The following is an 18013-nucleotide window of genomic DNA, read 5'->3' as shown; positions in this document are numbered from 1 at the left end:
CAATCACTGAAATCCTGTTTGCATTTGATGGGCTGATCTTGAGCAGCTGCAACTGCCCGATGAACCTGAATAGCCGCACCAGGATTAGGGTTTCCCGCTGAAGAGGATATCGCTTCCCTAAGACGCTTACGTGAGGATTCCTTATCAGGCCATAGCCGTAGTTGTAAAAAACGTAGTCCGTGAATCACGAATCGAACAGAATGGTGTGGGCATCACACCGAAGCAGGGAACGTGATTGATGCCGTCTCCTTCGCTGGAATCCGCATAGCTGTCAGTACTGCTTTCTGCATCGTTAGCGCCAAGTGCACTGATAAAAGCCTCCCCACCTCGCTTCCAGCAGGATGACACAGTTGTGGTTCGAGACCGGAGGGAGCACTTCAATTGAGTGCAACGACGGTTTGAGGTGGTGAGCAGCCTAGCGGTTGTCGATTGCTGGCGAACGTCGCTTGGGTCTCTGGAACAGACTGCGTCGGGTTCATTCTGAAAACGTCAGCGCGTTGGACAAACAGTTGATGGGTGCCCGTTGGAGGTTATGATGGCCATCTTTGCGGTTGAGTCGAAGATCAGAAGTAGAACTTGAAGCTCAGCGCGTATCAAGACATATTGGCTTTCATCCGACAACTTCGTTCGGAGTCAGACAATATGTGTGTTCAGACCCATCGGCTCACTAGATGGGAGTCGTCCGGAAAGCTGAGCAAAGTTCCATCCGTCGGTGAGGAACCCTTTCATGTGGCTGAAGTAGGAATGGATTGATGCCCGTTGAAATCTGGCATTGCATCGCTTTTCTTACTGTGCACAGTTTCCTCCGACGACGATCCAAACAGCCGACCAGCGTATCGTTGAGCGAATTGAATTCTCAAAACTATGCGCTGCTGAGCGGGGGCGCCTACGCCGTGGTAATGCGGTTGAGAAGCTCGGACGTGTTGGTTTCAGTATCGTTTTGTGCGGTTTGGGAAATCTTGTCAGCGATGACCAAGAGCTGCATTGCGGTAGGATAATCCGAATCTCGCTGGCCACAAAACGGATGCAGGTTGCCCCGAATGAGAATATTGCTGGTTACGAACAATGATTCCGGGATGCGCTATTGGCAACTGTCGTGACCAAAAGAGGTCCTAGGTCATAAGTGAAGGAGATGGGATCGAATCAAAGGTGATTGCCGAGCAGCTACCGACCCGCCTGCATGCCTCTGAACTAATATCCTGTCACGATCTGTGTCTGGGCCGCCTACTTAGAAGACAAGAAACAAATTTATTCGAAAACAAAGTTATTTTGATGTTTAGTAAGATGTTTTGCCCAGAAGCCCACGGAGACTGACGCACACCTTACCTGAGCAGGGATAGGGCCCAGACACGGCCAAAGAAGACAAAAAAGTGGTGTAGCAGGAACTGGTCCTGCTACACCACTTCAGAGACTAGCTGTCGTTTACAGGTACTCTGCGAATTCTTTCTCGATGATAGCCTTTGGCTTTGCACCCAGCGAGGAAGCAACATGCTCGCCATTCTGGAATACGAACATGGCTGGGATCGAGGTGATGCCGTACTTGGCGGACAGCGCCTGGTTCTCGTCGATGTTCAGCTTCACGACGGTGATCTTCTCAGCGTGCTCTTCGGCGATCTGATCAAGGATCGGACCGAGCTGACGGCACGGGCCGCACCACTCTGCCCAGAAGTCCACGATTACTGGTTTGTCGGATTCCAGAACCTCTGCCTGGAACGTTGCTTCGGTAACTGCTTTAGCGTTGCTCATGAGATGCAACCCCTTTCTGAGGAATTAGTTTGCGGCTTCTGCCGGGGTCTTGACGTTGGCCAGGTAGTGCTCGACGTCCTGAGCTGCTGCACAGCCGGAGCCGGCAGCGGTGATTGCCTGACGGTAGGTGGAATCGATGACATCGCCTGCGGCGAAAACGCCCGGCAACGAGGTCTTGGAGCTACGACCCTCAACTGCGATGGTACCTTCTGCAGTGAGTTCAAGCTGATCCTTGACCAGATCCACACGTGGATCGTTACCGATTGCTACGAAGATGCCGGTCACGTCCAGGGTGCTCTGCTCACCGGTGTTGCGGTTCTTCACAACGAGGCCATTGACCTTGTCTTCGCCGTTGATCCCAACAACTTCGGCGTCCCAGACGAACTCGATCTTCTCGTGGGCCAACGCGCGGTCAGCCATGATCTTCGAGGCGCGCAGCTCATTGCGGCGGTGCACCACGATGACCTTGGAAGCGAACTTGGTCAGGAACAGGGCTTCTTCCATGGCTGAGTCGCCGCCGCCGACGACGGCGATGGTCTGCTCGCGGAAGAAGAAACCGTCGCAGGTTGCACACCAGGAGACACCGTGGCCGGACAGGCGCTTCTCGTCCGGCAGGCCCAGCTCGCGGTATGCGGAACCGGTGGAGACGATGACGGAGCGGGCACGGTAGACGGTGCCATCGGCCAGCGAAAGGGTCTTGATCTCGCCCTCGAGGTTCATCTCGGTGACGTCGTCAAAGAGGATCTCAGCGCCGAAGCGTTCGGCCTGCTGCTGCATGTTGTCCATCAGGTCCGGACCCATGATGCCCTGCGGGAAGCCTGGGAAGTTCTCCACCTCCGTGGTGTTCATCAGTTCGCCACCGGCGGTTACCGAGCCTGCAATGACCAGAGGATTCAGGTTTGCACGGGCGGTGTAAATCGCAGCGGTGTAACCGGCAGGGCCGGAACCCACGATGATTACGTCGCGGATTTCATCGTTCTGTACTGAAGTCACGGGGTAGAACCCTTTCGTTCTAATAGTGCGAGGTGGATAGCGAGTGCTTATCTCACTATCCACCTCAACACATTGCTTTGGTAAAAAATTCCGCGGGTGTTACTTAGCGGAGAATTCGCCGATCTGAAGACCGTACGGGCGTGATTCGTTGGCGCCCGAGGCACGGCGCGGAAGCTCGGTAACGTTCAGGAAAACGAATTCGCCTTCCATGAAGTCCTTGTCGCCATCCTTGACCGGAACCGAGATCGATGGACCGGAGAATGAACCCTTCGCCACGGAGGTGGCGTCACCCAGATCATCCGAGCTACCCACCAGGAGCTCATAGGCTCCTCCGGTTGCGTTCAGGCCCTCCAAGGAGATCTCAGAGATGGCCGACTTTTCCTCGAGCTCGAGGATGAACACCATGTTGGAGGCGAACCCGCCAAAGTTGTTGGTGGTGAAGGAATACGTTTTGTAGCTGCTGGAGGCGTTGCCGTCGATCATCTTTGCCAAGGTGTTATCGGTCTCGGCATTCAGCTGCTGGTTGCCAGGAACCAAGCGGGAGACATCATCAATGGCGGGAGCCGGAAGATCAGTGTTTTCTGATTCTTCGGGGGCTTTGGACTCGCCTGGAACCTCGGGAGCTTCGCTGGTGGTCGGGGCGCCGTCGTTCTCAGCGACCTTGTTTTTGTCTCCACCAAGGAAGTTGAAGGCGAAAACCACGCCGATGACCAGAACGATCACCAATACGGCACCAACGAGCAGGCGGGTACCCCGTGAGGTGTTATCTTCGGTATCCTCAGGCTCGACCGGCTGGTTCTGCGCTGGAGCGTTTTTCGCCGCGGCAGGGAATGTTGATGCCTTGGAAGCCGCGACACCAGCTGCTGCACCTGCAGCGCCGGCCGCTGCGGCCTTCTTTTTGTTTGCCGCAGGGGCGGCTGGCGCCGGTTGCGGTTTCGGCTGAGCCTTGGGCTGCGCTTTGGCTTGGGGAGCCTGGCCCTTGGACTGGGCGGCGGCTGCCAGCGCCGCGGTCGCGGTGACATTCGGCTCGTCGTTGTCATCCAAGCGGGTGACCTTGGGTTTTGGAGTTTCCGGCTGAACCGGGGTCACCGGGGTGGCAGCGGTCGCGTCCACCTGAGAGTTCGGTGCCGTTTGGTCGTCCGCTTCGAACGGTGCCGCAGGCTCCTGGTAATCGTCCTGGGTGTAGGCCTCGTCGTCGTAAACCTCTTCGGCTGGCTGCTGGTTCTTTTTACTGAACCGGTTCTTGATCCCTGCGAAGCCGCTGGAGAGCGCGGAACCGACCTTGCCCTGCTCTTCTGGTTCATCCTCGTAGCGCAGGTTTTCGTAGTACTGGTCATCGTCCGCGTAGGTCTCCGGGACCGACTGGCGTGATTCACCGAAGATTTCGGTGCCCAGGGTGTCGGTGAAAAACGGCTCCACGTAGGGTGCTTCATCGGTCTCAAGCACCAGATCCAGCATGTCCGAGGAACGGGCCAAGTTGGCGACCAGATAGGTCTGATTTGAATCGGTGATGCCGAGGTCCAGGACCTGCACGTTGGCAGAGCGTTCACCCATCGCGATCTCGCGGGCGCTGGTGGCAAGCTGCGAAGAATTGTGAACCGATGCCACCATGATGCTCACCGAGCGGTTGAGGACCTGATCGATGCCGCTGAGGACCAGATCGCCTTCTGCGGATGACAAGACGGTCTCGGTGACCTGGTAACGGCCGCTGAGAACGGAGCCGACATCGATTGGCTGCGACACGTGCATCTCCAAGGGGTTGGTTTGCGGTTCGACGGCAGTGAGGCACCACCACCTGCCATGTTACCTGCCGAAGTCCGCGGATTGGTGGCTATTTGGGCAGAATCACCTTGGTTCTTCCGGCGGGTTGGGCTAGCGCTTGAGTCCGGGGATTCGGCGCAGGAGCGGGCCCAGGAATCCATCAAGCTCGGGCACCTTGGTCTTGTACAGCAAACCAATGAACACTATGGCCATCACGCCACCCACCACAATGACCGTGATGATGGCGGTGACTAGTGATTCATACGCGAATCCATAGTTGAATCCGCCCATAAGCCACAACACCAAGCAGCCGAAAACCGCGGAAAACGTTGCCATCCAGCCGATGCGCACGTAGGTGTCGATGACCCGGGTGATGCCGTAGTTGCCGTACCGGCGTTTGACCAGATAATGAGTGCCAATGGCACCAAGCACATTGGTCAGGCCGTAGATGAACGCGATGGCCGCCGCGATGTGCAACGGGTCGACCAGGGCGGCGGCGCTGAACGCGAGCACAAGTCCCAGGGCCGCGGTCGCGGTCTGGATCAGCATCGGGGTGCGGGTGTCCTCGTCGGCGAAAAAAACACGCAGCATAAAGAACTGCAGGGATTTAAATGGCAGGCCCAGGGCGGTCAAAACCAGCAGCTGCCCCAAGGCTCCGGCGGCCTGGTCCGAGTACTCGGACTGGCCCGCGAACAAACGTCCCAAAGGTCCGGCGAGCACAATAAACACCAGGGTGCAGAAGATGATGGGGATAGCCGTCGAACGCATTCCCTGGTTGAGCAACGCGCCAACATCCTGGCGGCGGTTCTCATGGAAGGCCCGGGTGAAGTCATTAAAAAGCACCGTCGCCACGGTCAGGGCGAACAATGAATGCGGCAGCACCGTGATCAGCTGCGAGGTGTTCAGCGCGTATTCGCCGGCCACGGAAGCTGCCTGATCCGCTGGCAATGCGGTGCGGGCGGCGGTGGCCGCGGAGACGATTTTTGAATACAACAGCGAGGAGATGTTGCCAATAACCATCGCGGCCAAAGTCCATACGGCCAGCTTGCCGACATGGCGCAACCCCATACCGCGCCAGGCGAAGTCCAGTTTGAGCTTGAGCCCGATCTTTTTCAGCGGCCATAACAGCACCACCGACTGCATCACGATTCCCAGGGTGGCCCCGCCGGCGAGCCAGATGGTTTTGCCCGTAGTCCAAGTCTCCATCGGATCCCCGGAGGAGTAGGCGCCGAAGGTGAGGATGAATGCGCCGATGATCAGTAGCTGGATGACGTTGTTAACCGCCGGAGCCCACATAAACGCGGCAAAGCGGCCATTTGCATTCAGCACCTGGCCCAGCACCGCATACAGGCCGTAGAAAAACACCTGAGGCAAGGACCAATAGGCGAATGCCGTACCCAGGGCGATCATTGGCTCGGTCCAGTTATTCGTCAGCGCGACAATCAGCGGCCTGGCGCAGAGTGTCAGGATTACCGCCAGAGACCCCATCACCACCATCGTGAGGGTGATCAGCTTGGAGGTGTAGGCAGCTCCGCGGTCCGCGGCCTTGGAGGCCTTGATCAGCTGGGGAATCAGCACCACGTTAAAAATGCCGCCGGCCAACAGCATGAAGATGATCGTCGGGATGACGTTTGCCTTCTCGAAGATATCCGCGACCGACGTGACCGAACCGATTGCCATGGCAAGCAGGGCGGTGCGAACGAAGCCCAGGATGCGGGACACCAGCGTGCCCGAAGCCATCAGCGCATACACCTTTGACCTGGAGCCGGTGCTGGTCGCCGGAGGCGTGGCCGCTTGCTCGGGAATCATTTCCAAGGCACCGGTCACCGGGTGGTCGGAGCCCTGAAAGGAATTAGGAACCTGAGACATACTTCGTTAGAACCTCGCGTGCCAGTTCTGCGATCCGGCGCTCATTGGGGAAGGACAGGCGTTTGCCCAGGGCATCGAGTGGCACCCATGCGACATCAACGGCTTCGTGATCGGGATCGTTCTCGATGGTCAGCCGTCCGCCGGTAGCTTCCAGTAGGAAATGGTGCACGGTCTTGTGCACACGGTAATTGGTCACGGTGAACCAGTAGTCAACCGATCCCAAGGGGGCGAGGATTTGTCCGGCAATACCGGTTTCCTCCTCGATTTCGCGGATAGCCGCTTCCTCGTTGGTCTCTTCACCCTCCGGATGCCCCTTTGGCAGGCACCATTCCAGGCGGCCGCCACGGTTGTAGCGAGCGATGATCGCGACCGGAAAATCGGGTTTTTCAAAGTCGATAACGATGCCACCGGAGGAGACTTCCTCAACGGTTGGCAGACTTGTGTGACCGCCAGTTGCCTGCGCGCGAGCCATTGACGCAGTCAATGGCGTGCGCTTTGGGGCAGACGGGATCGGTCGGTTCATGAATCCACTCTATCTAGAAAGTGCCCACCTTCGCCTTATCGACGTGGGCTAGTAAGTGATCTCGCTGGCAATGTCACTGAAAATTGAAGCAAACTCGTTGAATTTCTGGCACGCTTAAGTCACTATGTATGCACTTCCCACTCATGACGCACTGCGTCAAATCCTGCCTTCGGTCATTTTTGAGCTCGCAGACCGATTCGTCCGGGCAGGTCATGAGCTATCCCTGGTGGGCGGACCGGTCCGCGATCTGTACCTTGGCCGCGTCTCTCCGGACCTTGACTTCACTACCAGCGCGCGCCCCGAAGAGACCCTGAAAATCATCGCTGGGTGGGCCGACAATACCTGGGATGTAGGTAGGGAGTTCGGCACCATCGCCTTCAGGAAAGGCGATTTCACGCTAGAAGTCACGACTTACCGCGCTGATGCTTATGACAAAGATTCGCGGAAGCCGGTTGTTGCGTTCGGCGACAACTTGCGTGATGACCTTTTCCGTCGCGACTTCACCATGAACGCCATGGCGCTACGCCTTCCGGACCTGGAACTGGTTGACCCTTTTGATGGTGTCTCATCATTGACCGATCAGCAGATTCGGACGCCCGGATCCCCGGATATTTCCTTCTCGGATGATCCGCTGCGGATGATGCGTGCAGCCCGTTTTGCCTCGCAGCTGAAGATCGAGGTGAGCCCCGAGGTACGCCAGGCCATGAGCGAGATGACCGACCGCTTTGAGATTATCTCCGCGGAGCGTGTGCGTGATGAGCTGGTTAAGATGATCAACGGAGCGGACCCACGCGCCGGAATCGACTTGCTGGTGGATACCGGCCTGGCTGATCGTGTGTTGCCTGAAGTCTCTGCCTTGCGTTTGGAAATCGACGAGCACCACCGCCACAAGGACGTGTACCAGCACTCGTTAACCGTGCTGGAGCAGGCTATTGCTTTGGAAACCGATGAAGATGGAGCCGTTCCGGGGCCCGACTTTGTCCTGCGTTTTGCTGCCCTAATGCATGACATCGGCAAGCCGGCGACGCGAAAATTCGAACCGAGCGGAGCGGTGTCTTTCCGGCACCACGACATGGTCGGGTCAAAGCTGGTCAAGGCCCGCATGCGGGCCCTGCGTTTCGATAAGGACACCACGAAGTCTGTGGCGCGCCTTGTCGAGCTGCATATGCGTTTTTACGGTTATGGCGACGCTGGGTGGACCGACTCTGCCGTACGCCGTTATGTGACCGATGCCGGCAGCCTTCTGCCCCGTCTGCACTGCCTGACTCGATCGGATGTGACTACACGCAATCGCAAGAAGGCAGAGCGGCTATCCTTTGCCTACGATGACCTCGAGGCGAGAATTGCGGCTATCGCCGAGCAAGAGGAGCTAGATTCGATTCGCCCCGACCTTGACGGGCAGCAGATCATGTCCATGCTCGGGATTCGGCCCGGTCCTGTTGTTGGGCGAGCCTACAACTTTTTGCTGAACCTCCGTCTGGACGAAGGTGTGTTGGGTGAAGAGGCTGCCAGAGAGCGACTCCGGGAATGGTGGTCGCAACAACCGGAATCCCAAGATCTAGTTACTGACGAGTAGTATCTGACTAGTGCATCAACGAAGAGCCTGATTCTCCACGGAGAGTCAGGCTCTTCGTCGATGCACTCAAAAAATTCTTAAACAAAATGTGGATATGGCTGGCGTCAAACCGATCTCGCATGTATGCTGAATACTGTGATTGGGAAGTCTCAATGAGAATTTCGAATCAGGTAGATATCCAAAGACAGTCTCGCGTTGACCGCGATTGACTCAGAGCAGATTTTAGGAGGTGGGACACGATGAATATGAATCAGACCTTTTGGACCGATCGCCCGGTGCGATCCGGCAATGGCATTTCTGCGCCCAATGGCCATCGCTTCGTCTCCCCAACCTCCGGAATAGCGGATTCCTAAAATCATCTAGGCATCCCGGCATAGTTCCTGAGGTTGAAAGTCAGTAATCGACTCCCACCTTAGGAACTTTTTTCATGTCTGCTCCACTTTTCACCACGACAGCTCAACGCGCAGTACGGACCTCGGAACTAATCTTCGCTGGACCGGAAAGCCTCAAGGCTCGTGCAATCTCTACTACCCGTCAAAATCTTCCCAGCTCGCAGACTATGCATGAAGGGAGGGAAACCAAGTGACCAAACGCCAGGATAAGCGCAAGAACAAGTACCTTGACAGTGCAGAGTTCAGCCGCAACATGCGCCAGCGTGAGTTGAAAAACCACGTACCGCCAGAGATGTACTTCCGCATTCGCTAGGGACTGATAACGCCATTACCGTTATCAGCACAATCGAATACAGGAGTACATGATGAACTCGCCGAACAATATTCAGAGGCCCGCCGGCCTGCAAGCCGGCGGGCTTCCCGCATCTAGGGATACTTTCGTGTGAAGAATCTGGGAGAAGTTGCCTGCCGATCCTGAGCAAATAATTTGTTCAATAACGAGAAATAGCCCTTCCCGGCCCGCCGCGGTTGCCGTGGATCTGACCAAATTTTTTGGTCAAACCTGCTGACCGCGCGGTCTGAAAACTCAAACTCAAAATTTTGTTTTGATTTTGAGTTTTTTGTGAGTTTGGGGAACATGATGAAGCTCCCCCTGTAACCCGTGCCGTATAGGCTCTAATAATTTGGTCTTGGCTTCGATATTCTCTGACCTCTCGGAACTCCTTCGAGGTTGTTGTCTCTCTCAGGAGCTACGAGGCCCTATCGGTTCTCTGGATTACCCCTGGTTCTGCCGGCCGCTTTTGGGATAAGCAAACAGCCGCTGCAGAAACCCGAAGATTTCTACAGCGGCTGCGCGACGCTCGTCAGCTTTAGCGCTCGAGCTCTCCGCGGATGAAGGCTTCAACCTTCTGACGCGCGGTCTCATCGTCGTACTGCTCTGGCGGCGACTTCATGAAGTAGCTCGATGCTGAAAGGATCGGTCCGCCAATGCCGCGGTCCAGGGCGATCTTGGCCGCACGCACGGCGTCAATGATGACACCTGCCGAGTTCGGTGAATCCCACACTTCCAGCTTGTATTCGAGGTTGACCGGGGCATCGCCAAAGTTGCGTCCCTCGAGGCGGACGAAGGCCCACTTGCGGTCATCGAGCCAGGCAACATAGTCCGATGGGCCAATGTGCACATCGTCCTCACCCAGTTCGGCCGAGGTATTCGAGGTCACTGCCTGAGTTTTGGAGATCTTCTTGGACTCCAGACGATCACGCTCGAGCATGTTCTTGAAGTCCATGTTGCCGCCAACGTTCAGCTGGTAGGTGCGGTCCAGTACGACGCCGCGATCTTCAAACAGCTTGGCCATCACACGGTGGGTGATGGTCGCGCCGATCTGGGACTTGATGTCATCGCCAACAATCGGGATGCCTGCGTCGGTGAACTTCTGCGCCCACTCCGGGGTGCCTGCGATGAAGACCGGCAAGGCGTTGACGAAGGCGACGCCTGCGTCGATTGCGCACTGTGCGTAGAACTTCGCGGCCTGCTCGGAACCAACCGGCAGGTAGCAGACCAGCACATCGACCTTGTCGTCCTTCAGCGCCTGAACGACGTCGACAGGCTCGGCGGTGGACTCTTCGATGGTCTGGCGGTAGTACTTGCCCAGGCCGTCGAGGGTGTGGCCGCGCTGAACGGTGATGCCGGTGGTGGGGACGTCGGCAATTTTGATGGTGTTGTTCTCGCTGGCCAGGATTGCCTCGGAGAGATCCAGGCCGACCTTTTTGGAGTCAACGTCGAAAGCGGTGACAAACTGTACGTCGCCGACGTGGTAATCGCCGAACTGCACATGCATCAAACCGGGAACAGTGGAATCTGCATCGGCATTCCGGTAGTACTCGACACCCTGGATTAGGGAAGTGGCGCAGTTGCCCACGCCAACGATGGCAACGCGAATCGGGTTCGCCGACACATGAACTCCTTATTGAAACTGATAAGACTTCAGGTAGCTGGGCGCGCGGAAGCCGCGGCGCAGAGTTCTACCCCTATTGATCTTAAGTCCTTGGAGCGCGGAAACATTCCCTCAATAGACAGTGAACAGCGTAACAAAACCTCGCGTGCATGATTCTGAGACAATTTCGACCAAAATCTGAATGACTCGTTACTAGTGATGGTCTGTAAAATGTACATTACTGTTTATACCTTTGGTGCTGACTAAGGGAGTAGTGTCGGTCAATAGAGATAGTCAGGCATAAATTGCGAGTTAGTCATGACGTGGATCTGAGGTTTTTCTGACCACCGTTGTTGAGCAATCGTCTTATTTTCTGCAACACTCGCACCACCGGCGTGGGAAGCACGGTGCGTAGTCGATGGCGCATCGGTTGATTCTTGATGAACGCGAGAACTTCCGCGTCGGTGCTTAAGCGGCCGTGATGGGCTTGCTGCGCAAGGATTGCCAGCGACTCCTGAAAGCTGCCATCCATCCGATGAAAATAGTTTTCTCTCAGCCAAGCCTTGGTTGGAGCCGAAAAACTTAACGATTCAAGATCATCCAGGCTGCCGAGGATGTTTGATCCACGAAAAACTTCGTTGATCATTTGCTCATTGACACCAAAATCGGCAAGGATCATCGTCGGTAGTCCACGATCCAATGACTCGAGCGCTGCGGTCGAGGAAACGGTGACTAAAGCGCTGTGGCGATCCAAAACACTGGACATGGTTCCGGTTTCGAACCGCAGGTGCGAATGTTGCCCCAACCGGCCCGAGGCTTGCAGGTCATCATGCAGCTGGTCGTAGGGGAAGGCTTCAAGATGAGTCTGCGGTTCGCCGGCGCGGGCCCGCAGTTTCACGGTCACCTCGAGCCCGGGGTTCAACCGTGCGGTTTGCTCCAGTGATAACAAGATCGCTTCTCGCTCTTCGCGGGCACCGGGTACTTTGGCCTGTGGAGCGAAAACAATTTTTTGGATATCTTTGTGCGGTTCCGGCGGGAAACCAGCTGAGTGCAGGAAAGGCAGCTTGCTGACCATGATGGTCGGTTGGTGGCCCTCATGATCTTCGGTCATGAAAGAGAAGTCTCGAGCCTCGGCATGTGAATGGCAGATAAAGGCATCCCCGGCCCGCCGGTAGTTCCACCCTTTGGCCGTTGCCGGATAGGCGACACCAGGCAGCGCGGAGATGAGCGCGGTGCGACGTGCATTCACCGGCTCTGAACGCAAGATCCTCGAATATGCCTCGGCGACCACCGGTCCGGTGGCGGCGGCGAAAACAATATCTTCGGGGATCGAGGCCGAGTTGAGCTGATGCAGGGTCAAAAACTGCAAGTCCCGGGGATCGAAGTTCGTCCCGGAAAACGCGGCGGCAATTTGTTCTTCGGTGGGCATGACCGGAGTGCGCACCAGCGCTACACGCCGGTCCCACGACGGGCCTAGGCGGTCAAGGAAGGTCACCGCCAGTTTCAAATAGGAATCGGAATCGGCGATGGCGAGAATTGACGGGTTCATGAAAATTTCACACCTTCAAAGAACTGGAAAGGTGTTCGCGCAGCGGCACCGGAGTTGACTCAGTCCACCAAGAATCCGGGACTGCCTGGGGATACAGCTGGCCTGCGTCATGACCCAATAACAGGCGTAGCGACGGGATAACGGTGGATGGAAGGGCGCGGATTTCCTGCCCGGGACGCAATGCACGCAACCGCATTTCGATTGGAACCGTGTGTTCCTTGGGCACCACGTTCGTGATCTGGCCGATCTTCTGCAGAAACTCGGGAGTTTCGCGGCGGTGTGGAAAATAGGCGACGGGCCCATCGGCGGCAACGGATTCGATCCATTTCAGGTAAGGCTCTTCGTGAATCAACCCGTCGGCCGCCATCGCGGAACCGATCAACAGGGTCGGTTCGGTGAAACGCTCGGCGACCGGTTGGGTCGCGAGCCATTCGAACTTGTGTTGCGCAAACTTGATGCCCAGCTCATTCATGCGGCTCTGAGTTGCCGGGGTGACAAACAGCGCTGAGACAATCAGTAGCCGACCGTCGCGGGCCAGCTGGCGCAGCCGGTGCCACATTGCCAGGCCCATGGCGGTTCTTGCCGCCGAATTTTTTGCTCGAGCACGGATCAGTGGGGTCGGCTCGGAAGAAACGAGCTGATTGATCAGCGCCAAGGTAGCCAAACCGTCATCGATGATCACCACTTCTTTGGCCTTGACCCCGGCTATCAGTGCGCGCTGGACCTTGCCGGAGTAGGCATCCCCGGTGACAAAACGTTCCGCGGGGGACCGCGGGGCCGGCGGCTTGCGGGCCGCCGGGAGAAACTGGACCCCGGCTGGTGCCTGCGCCAGCAAGGCCTGGGTGGTGGCCTCCAGGGGAAGCCCCTGGCGCGGCACAATACGAACCTCATGTCCCAGCAACCCGGCCGCATGGGTCTCCACAGCGGAAAGCAGCTGCAACGGCGACTCAACCCAGACCGACGCCGTGCCGAACCTCGGACGAGGAACTTCCCAGGTGTCTTGGCGGGAGAGGTTCATGGACATCGAACGCGACTTTCCTTCACGGCGGGTGGTAGCGGTGGTCATTGGGCTAGGCGGCTGAGCGACTTGGACAACGAGTCTAGTCCCTTGGAACCGCGCCGCAAGACATGACGCGAGGCCCCGCGCACCTTTGAGGGAAGGCTGCGGCGAGCCGGCAGATGAGCCCAGAGGGGCGGCAGCTCCAGTTTGGTAATACGCCGGCGCTTAAAGTGCGCGGAATACTCGGCATAGTGCTCAGCCAGAAAGGCGGCCGCAGGCTCGCGCAGTTGAGGGAGCCGGGCGGCTTGCATGCAGTAGGAAACCGCGGTGAGCAGCTGTGAGAGCGCATCCTGCCCTGCCGGATGTTCGCTGTCGACGGGGACCGGGATCTCTTGCACAAACAACGCATGAATGATCGACAGCGGGATTCGATTTGAATTCTCATACGGGGCTAACGCCTGCAGCATCATGCCGGTACCCACCGCGGTGACCTCGGTGTCCAGGATGTAGCGGGCGGTTGCCAGTCCGGTGGAGAAACACGAGACCACCAGCTTGGGGCGAGCCAAGGCGATGACGGTTTCGGCCAAATGATCTGTGCGCAAAAGCTGGAAATCTATTCCCAGGTCCGCCGCAGCCTGTGCCAGGCGAATCGCTGCGGTGGGGCTTGCCGAGGGATGGGCCTTAAACAGGACGGTTGAGATTCCTGCCTGGTCGACCTCGCGCAACATCTGCAGGTGCAGCTCGAATTCTTCCTCGGCGTCCAACAATCCCAGGGACCCCAGGTATTGTCCGAGCACCAGTGCCGCGTCGGGCGGCAACTGGAGTTGCGCCCCCGCGGCCAACTCTTCAAACACTTTCGCCAGTGCGGGTGCCGGCAGCACCTCACGCAGGGGATTCAGCTCGGCCAGCAATGCCGGTTCCAAACCCGGGACCAAATCCACGTGGAGGGTGCGGGTGATCCGTTGGCGCAGCGGCATGGACAGCTTGCTGCGGGTCGGGCCGTAGGACATCAGCCCGTCGGAGTGGACCCAAATTTCCGCGTCGAAAAAGATCCGTGCCAACGCCTGGGACGGGTTGACCTGAATGGATTCGAGGACCAAAACCAGCGGCTCGTCTCCCAGAGACCAGGTTTCGCGTAGCAGCCGCTCAAAGATGTGCAGTTCGTCTTCGCGGGGATTGAACTGGGCCGGGCGGCGCGGGGCCATCAGCTGGGCATAGTCCACCACCCGGTCGAAACGCGCGGCGAGCTGTTCGAATCCCGGGCAGTCCTGCAAGGCTGTGGTCAGCTCCGGCACCTGGGAACCGTTGGCCAACACCAAGATCCGTTCATCGGCCGCAGGAAGCATCCCCGCGTCCGCCATTCCAGCCAAAGAGACAAGCTGAAAGTAGCTGCTGGCCTCAACTAATGCGATCACTTGCTGGCTCCGATCGCGCCGGGCTGCAAAAATGAGAGAATATGGCGGCGGCGGGCCACATCCATCTCGAGCGCCACCTGCAGTGCGGAATGCGGGTCGATCGAGGTGAATACCTGGCGCAGCTGTTGTTTCATGGCCAGCCGAACGGCCGGGGGATAGTGCTTGGCACGTTTTTCATGGTGGCAGACAATAGCGAAAAACTGGCGCAACGCCTTGGGCAGGTGGCGCTCGGAGTCCGGGTGGGAACGAACCTCGGAAAGAATCCGCTCATAGGCCGGGATGAAACCCAGCTGGCGTTCGTCGAACACCTGGGTTAGCGAACCCGGTAGCCCGCGCCGGTAGAACACACTCGGGGAAGAGACCACCGCATACCGCGAGGTCTCAAGGTGGACCTTCCACAACCACAACCGGTCTTCGGCGCTGTGCAGGTCCGCATCGAAATAGAACAGTCCACGCTGCTTCATCAGCTCGGTGCGGTACATTCCGGCCCAGACGAACGCATAGTCAACCATGGAGGGGGAATCGATCGGTTCGATGTCATCGGCAGGGGCCAACGGCATCCCGCGCAACGCTTGCGGAGCGCGGTGGATGACCCGGTTGGTGCCGGTGACGCGGACGTGGTCGCTGCGCACAAAATCCACGTGCAACCCGTTCAGTGAATCGGCCAAAACGGCCAGGTGTTCCGGGCTGTACCAATCATCCGGGTCCAAGAAGGTGAAAAACTCCCCGCTGACCTGCTCCAGCCCGGCATTGCGGGCCGCCGAAACCCCGGCGTTTTCGCCCAGCCGGATCAACTGCAGTCCGGGCAGCGAGTCCTGGAAAGTTTCCACCAGCGCCGCGGTTGCGTCGGTGGAGGAATCATCCACCACCAGCACCTCTAACTCCCAGCGGCCCAACTTCTGCCGGACCAATGAGGCCAACGCATCGCAGATATACGCCTCCTGATTGTAGGCCGGGATAACCACGGAGATGCGGCCGGGGGTCAAGCTGGTCATTGCTGCTCGGCTTCCTTGTAGCGGTGCTGGATGAGGGTGTAGCGCAACCGGCGGCCAGAGCGGGATTCTCCGGCCGCCGGTTGCGGTGCGTCTGGTGTGCTTAGCCGTCGACGCGGCGCAGGCGGGACAGCGGTGCCAGCTCGCCCGGGAAGACCTTCTTGACGCCGTCGCCCATGGCTTCTTCCAGGATGCGGATGTCGCGAATCAGCGAAGCGAAGCCCTTGGGCTCCAGGGAAGAGGCCTGGTCCGATCCCCACATGGTGCGATCAAGGGTGATGTGGCGTTCCACGGTGACCGCGCCCAGGGCCACGGCGGCCAGCGAGATCTGCAGGCCGCGCTCGTGGCCCGAGTAGCCGACCGGCACCTGGTAACGCTCGCGCAGGGTCTCGATCATGCGCAGGTTCGCCTCTTCGGGAGGCAGCGGGTAGGTGGAGGTGGCGTGCATCAGCACCAGGTTGCTGGTGCCCAGGGTCTCCACCGCCTTGTCGATCTGCTCGATGGTGGACATGCCGGTGGACAGGATGATCGGCTTGCCGGTCTCACGCAGCGCGGTGAGCAGCTCGATGTCGGTCACGGAGGCGGACGCGACCTTGTGGGTCACCGCACCCTGCTCTTCCATGAACTCAACCGATGGGACATCCCACGGGGAAGCGAAGGCGTGCAGGCCCTTGGAAGCGGCGTAGGAGATCAGTTCCTTGTACTGGGCCTGATCGAACTCGACGCGGTAGCGGTAATCCAGGTAGGTCATCTCGCCCCATGGGGTGGAGCGGATCTTGTCGCGCATGTCCATGGGGGTGGAGATCTCCGGGGTGCGCTTCTGGAACTTCACCGCGTTGGCGCCGGCCTCGGCGGAGATGTCGATCAGCTGCTTGGCGATCTCCAGGTCGCCGTTGTGGTTGATGCCGATCTCGCCGATGACGTAGACCTGCTGGTCTGCGCCGAGCAGGTTCTCGCCGATAGCAACCGGCTTGATGTCAGTGGTAATCGAGGTCATGGTACTGCCTTTCAGTGGGTGAAACTTTGAAATTTGTGGGTTGTTTCCGCGGCGCTCGTGCGGGCGTCGAGCACCAGCTCAGCCAGCTCGCGGACCGCGCCGTGCCCGCCGTCGCGGGTGAGCCTTAGCCGTGCGGCCTGGGCGACCTGCGGTTGCGCATCGGCCACGGCCACCGGCCAACCGACCAGGCCCATGGGCCCCAGGTCGTTGATGTCGTTGCCCAGGTAGGCGACCCGCGCCGGATTGATCGACTCGTCGGCAAGCCAGCGGGCCAGGTATTCGGCCTTGTTCTCGATGCCGTGCGCTACCTCGACCTTGAGTTTGGCGGCCCGGGCCGCGACCACCGGGTTCACTTCCTTGGAGAGAATCAGGAACTTCACCCCGGCGGCGCGCAAGCGGGCAACTCCCATCCCGTCCGAACGGGAGACCCGCACGGATTCGGTGCCGAACTGGTCCAGGTAGGCGGTGTCCGGGGTGTGCACCCCGTCGAAATCGGTGATGACCGCGTCCACCAACACCGGCTCGGTACCGTGTTCCTCCTGCAAGGAAGCCAACAGCAGGTCCGCTTCGGTATCGATGTCGATCCCATGCTCGGCAGGCACCTCATGCAGGGCTACCCGACCGAAAAAGCGGTGGTTCGCGGCCAAAAAGCCGGCCGAATTCATGGCGTAAAACGCGCCGGTTTCACGGAAACGCGGCTCACGGTCCTGCCGGCGCGGACGGGTGGACTTGTCATGGCCCACCGCTTGCGCCAACCCGTCGGCATCCAGCGACCAGTGAAAACCGTGATCGGCCACGGCCGCGAAACTCACCTCAAGCTCACCGGCCAGTACCCGGTTCACCGCCGTGTCGAGATCCGCCGGATCAATAAACGGGCTGGTGCACTGGATGAAGAGGGTGGCTTGCGGGAGGACCGGTTCATTGTTCAGCACATGAACCAGGACCGATTCGCTGGTTGCGGTGTCGCCGGCGATTTCTGCCGGCCGGTCCACCACGCGGGCTCCGTAGGCCAAGGCCTCGGCCTTGATGTCCGGATGGTCGGTACTGACCACAACCTCGCTGACTGAGGTTGCGGCTTGAGCGGATTCGATGGCTCGTCCCAACAGGGATTTGCCGTGGATCCGGCGCAGGTTTTTAAGCTCAATGCCCTTGGACCCACCCCGAGCGGGGATGATGGCCAGGGCTTTTGGCTGATTGGTATTGCTCACAAGAATGAGATTAAACAGCTGAGTTAACCTCCCGGGTGTTATGAGGTAAACACCCGGT

At 58.5% G+C, this 18013-nt stretch carries 14 protein-coding genes; 2 read left to right on the top strand and 12 right to left on the bottom strand.

Going from position 1 to position 18013, the window contains the following annotated elements:
- Positions 1–1422 precede the first annotated feature (1422 nt).
- The 5 genes from trxA to ACIOWL_RS20300 form a co-directional block, all read right to left on the bottom strand.
- Positions 1423–1746 (bottom strand): thioredoxin, encoded by a 324-nt coding sequence (gene trxA, locus ACIOWL_RS20320; protein WP_400389517.1) that lies wholly within the window; start codon positions 1744–1746, stop codon positions 1423–1425.
- Between the two features lie 24 nt (positions 1747–1770).
- The gene (gene trxB / locus ACIOWL_RS20315; RefSeq protein WP_400389514.1) at positions 1771–2739 is read right to left on the bottom strand and encodes a thioredoxin-disulfide reductase; all 969 of its coding nucleotides are present in this window, start codon (positions 2737–2739) and stop codon (positions 1771–1773) included.
- Positions 2740–2838: 99 nt separating this feature from the next.
- Complete coding sequence (locus tag ACIOWL_RS20310) at positions 2839–4482, bottom strand: hypothetical protein (protein WP_400389511.1); 1644 nt, start codon at positions 4480–4482, stop codon at positions 2839–2841.
- A gap of 129 nt (positions 4483–4611) precedes the next feature.
- Positions 4612–6369 carry a murein biosynthesis integral membrane protein MurJ gene (murJ, locus tag ACIOWL_RS20305; protein ID WP_400389508.1) on the bottom strand — a complete coding sequence of 586 codons (1758 nt, stop codon included), beginning with the start codon at positions 6367–6369 and terminating at the stop codon, positions 4612–4614.
- The gene (locus ACIOWL_RS20300; protein WP_400389505.1) at positions 6353–6892 is read right to left on the bottom strand and encodes an NUDIX domain-containing protein; all 540 of its coding nucleotides are present in this window, start codon (positions 6890–6892) and stop codon (positions 6353–6355) included. Before ACIOWL_RS20300 ends, murJ begins: the two co-directional genes overlap by 17 nt.
- Positions 6893–7016: 124 nt before the next feature.
- On the opposite strand from ACIOWL_RS20300, the gene ACIOWL_RS20295 reads away from it, so the two are divergent.
- Both ACIOWL_RS20295 and ACIOWL_RS20290 read left to right on the top strand, forming a co-directional pair.
- Entirely contained in the window at positions 7017–8468 is a 1452-nt protein-coding gene (locus ACIOWL_RS20295; protein WP_400389502.1) for a CCA tRNA nucleotidyltransferase, read from the top strand.
- Between the two features lie 582 nt (positions 8469–9050).
- Positions 9051–9173 carry a hypothetical protein gene (locus ACIOWL_RS20290; protein WP_400389499.1) on the top strand — a complete coding sequence of 41 codons (123 nt, stop codon included), beginning with the start codon at positions 9051–9053 and terminating at the stop codon, positions 9171–9173.
- A gap of 556 nt (positions 9174–9729) precedes the next feature.
- Here ACIOWL_RS20290 and ACIOWL_RS20285 read toward each other — a convergent pair.
- The 7 genes from ACIOWL_RS20285 to ACIOWL_RS20255 form a co-directional block, all read right to left on the bottom strand.
- A complete protein-coding gene (locus ACIOWL_RS20285; RefSeq protein ID WP_400389496.1) occupies positions 9730–10815 on the bottom strand; it encodes an inositol-3-phosphate synthase in 1086 nt (361 codons plus the stop codon).
- 295 nt (positions 10816–11110) lie between these two features.
- Positions 11111–12343: a DUF6716 putative glycosyltransferase gene (locus tag ACIOWL_RS20280; RefSeq protein ID WP_400389493.1), complete on the bottom strand. Its 1233-nt coding sequence runs from the start codon at positions 12341–12343 to the stop codon at positions 11111–11113.
- A gap of 7 nt (positions 12344–12350) precedes the next feature.
- On the bottom strand, positions 12351–13409 hold the full coding sequence (locus ACIOWL_RS20275; RefSeq protein WP_400389490.1) for a hypothetical protein: 1059 nt from the start codon (positions 13407–13409) through the stop codon (positions 12351–12353).
- Complete coding sequence (locus ACIOWL_RS20270; RefSeq protein ID WP_400389487.1) at positions 13406–14758, bottom strand: polysialyltransferase family glycosyltransferase; 1353 nt, start codon at positions 14756–14758, stop codon at positions 13406–13408. Before ACIOWL_RS20270 ends, ACIOWL_RS20275 begins: the two co-directional genes overlap by 4 nt.
- Positions 14755–15753, bottom strand: a complete 999-nt coding sequence (locus tag ACIOWL_RS20265) for a glycosyltransferase family 2 protein (RefSeq protein ID WP_400389484.1) — start codon at positions 15751–15753, stop codon at positions 14755–14757. Before ACIOWL_RS20265 ends, ACIOWL_RS20270 begins: the two co-directional genes overlap by 4 nt.
- A gap of 100 nt (positions 15754–15853) precedes the next feature.
- Positions 15854–16747: an N-acetylneuraminate synthase family protein gene (locus ACIOWL_RS20260; RefSeq protein WP_400389481.1), complete on the bottom strand. Its 894-nt coding sequence runs from the start codon at positions 16745–16747 to the stop codon at positions 15854–15856.
- A gap of 11 nt (positions 16748–16758) precedes the next feature.
- On the bottom strand, positions 16759–17955 hold the full coding sequence (locus ACIOWL_RS20255) for a cytidylyltransferase domain-containing protein (RefSeq protein ID WP_400389478.1): 1197 nt from the start codon (positions 17953–17955) through the stop codon (positions 16759–16761).
- Positions 17956–18013: the final 58 nt, after the last annotated feature.

Origin of the sequence: Glutamicibacter sp. NPDC087344 (genome assembly GCF_044744225.1) — a bacterium.
In the GTDB taxonomy this organism is placed as follows: Bacteria; Actinomycetota; Actinomycetes; order Actinomycetales; family Micrococcaceae; genus Glutamicibacter.
The sequence above is the reverse complement of the archived record's forward strand: the minus strand, read 5'-3'. Positions and strand labels throughout refer to the sequence as shown.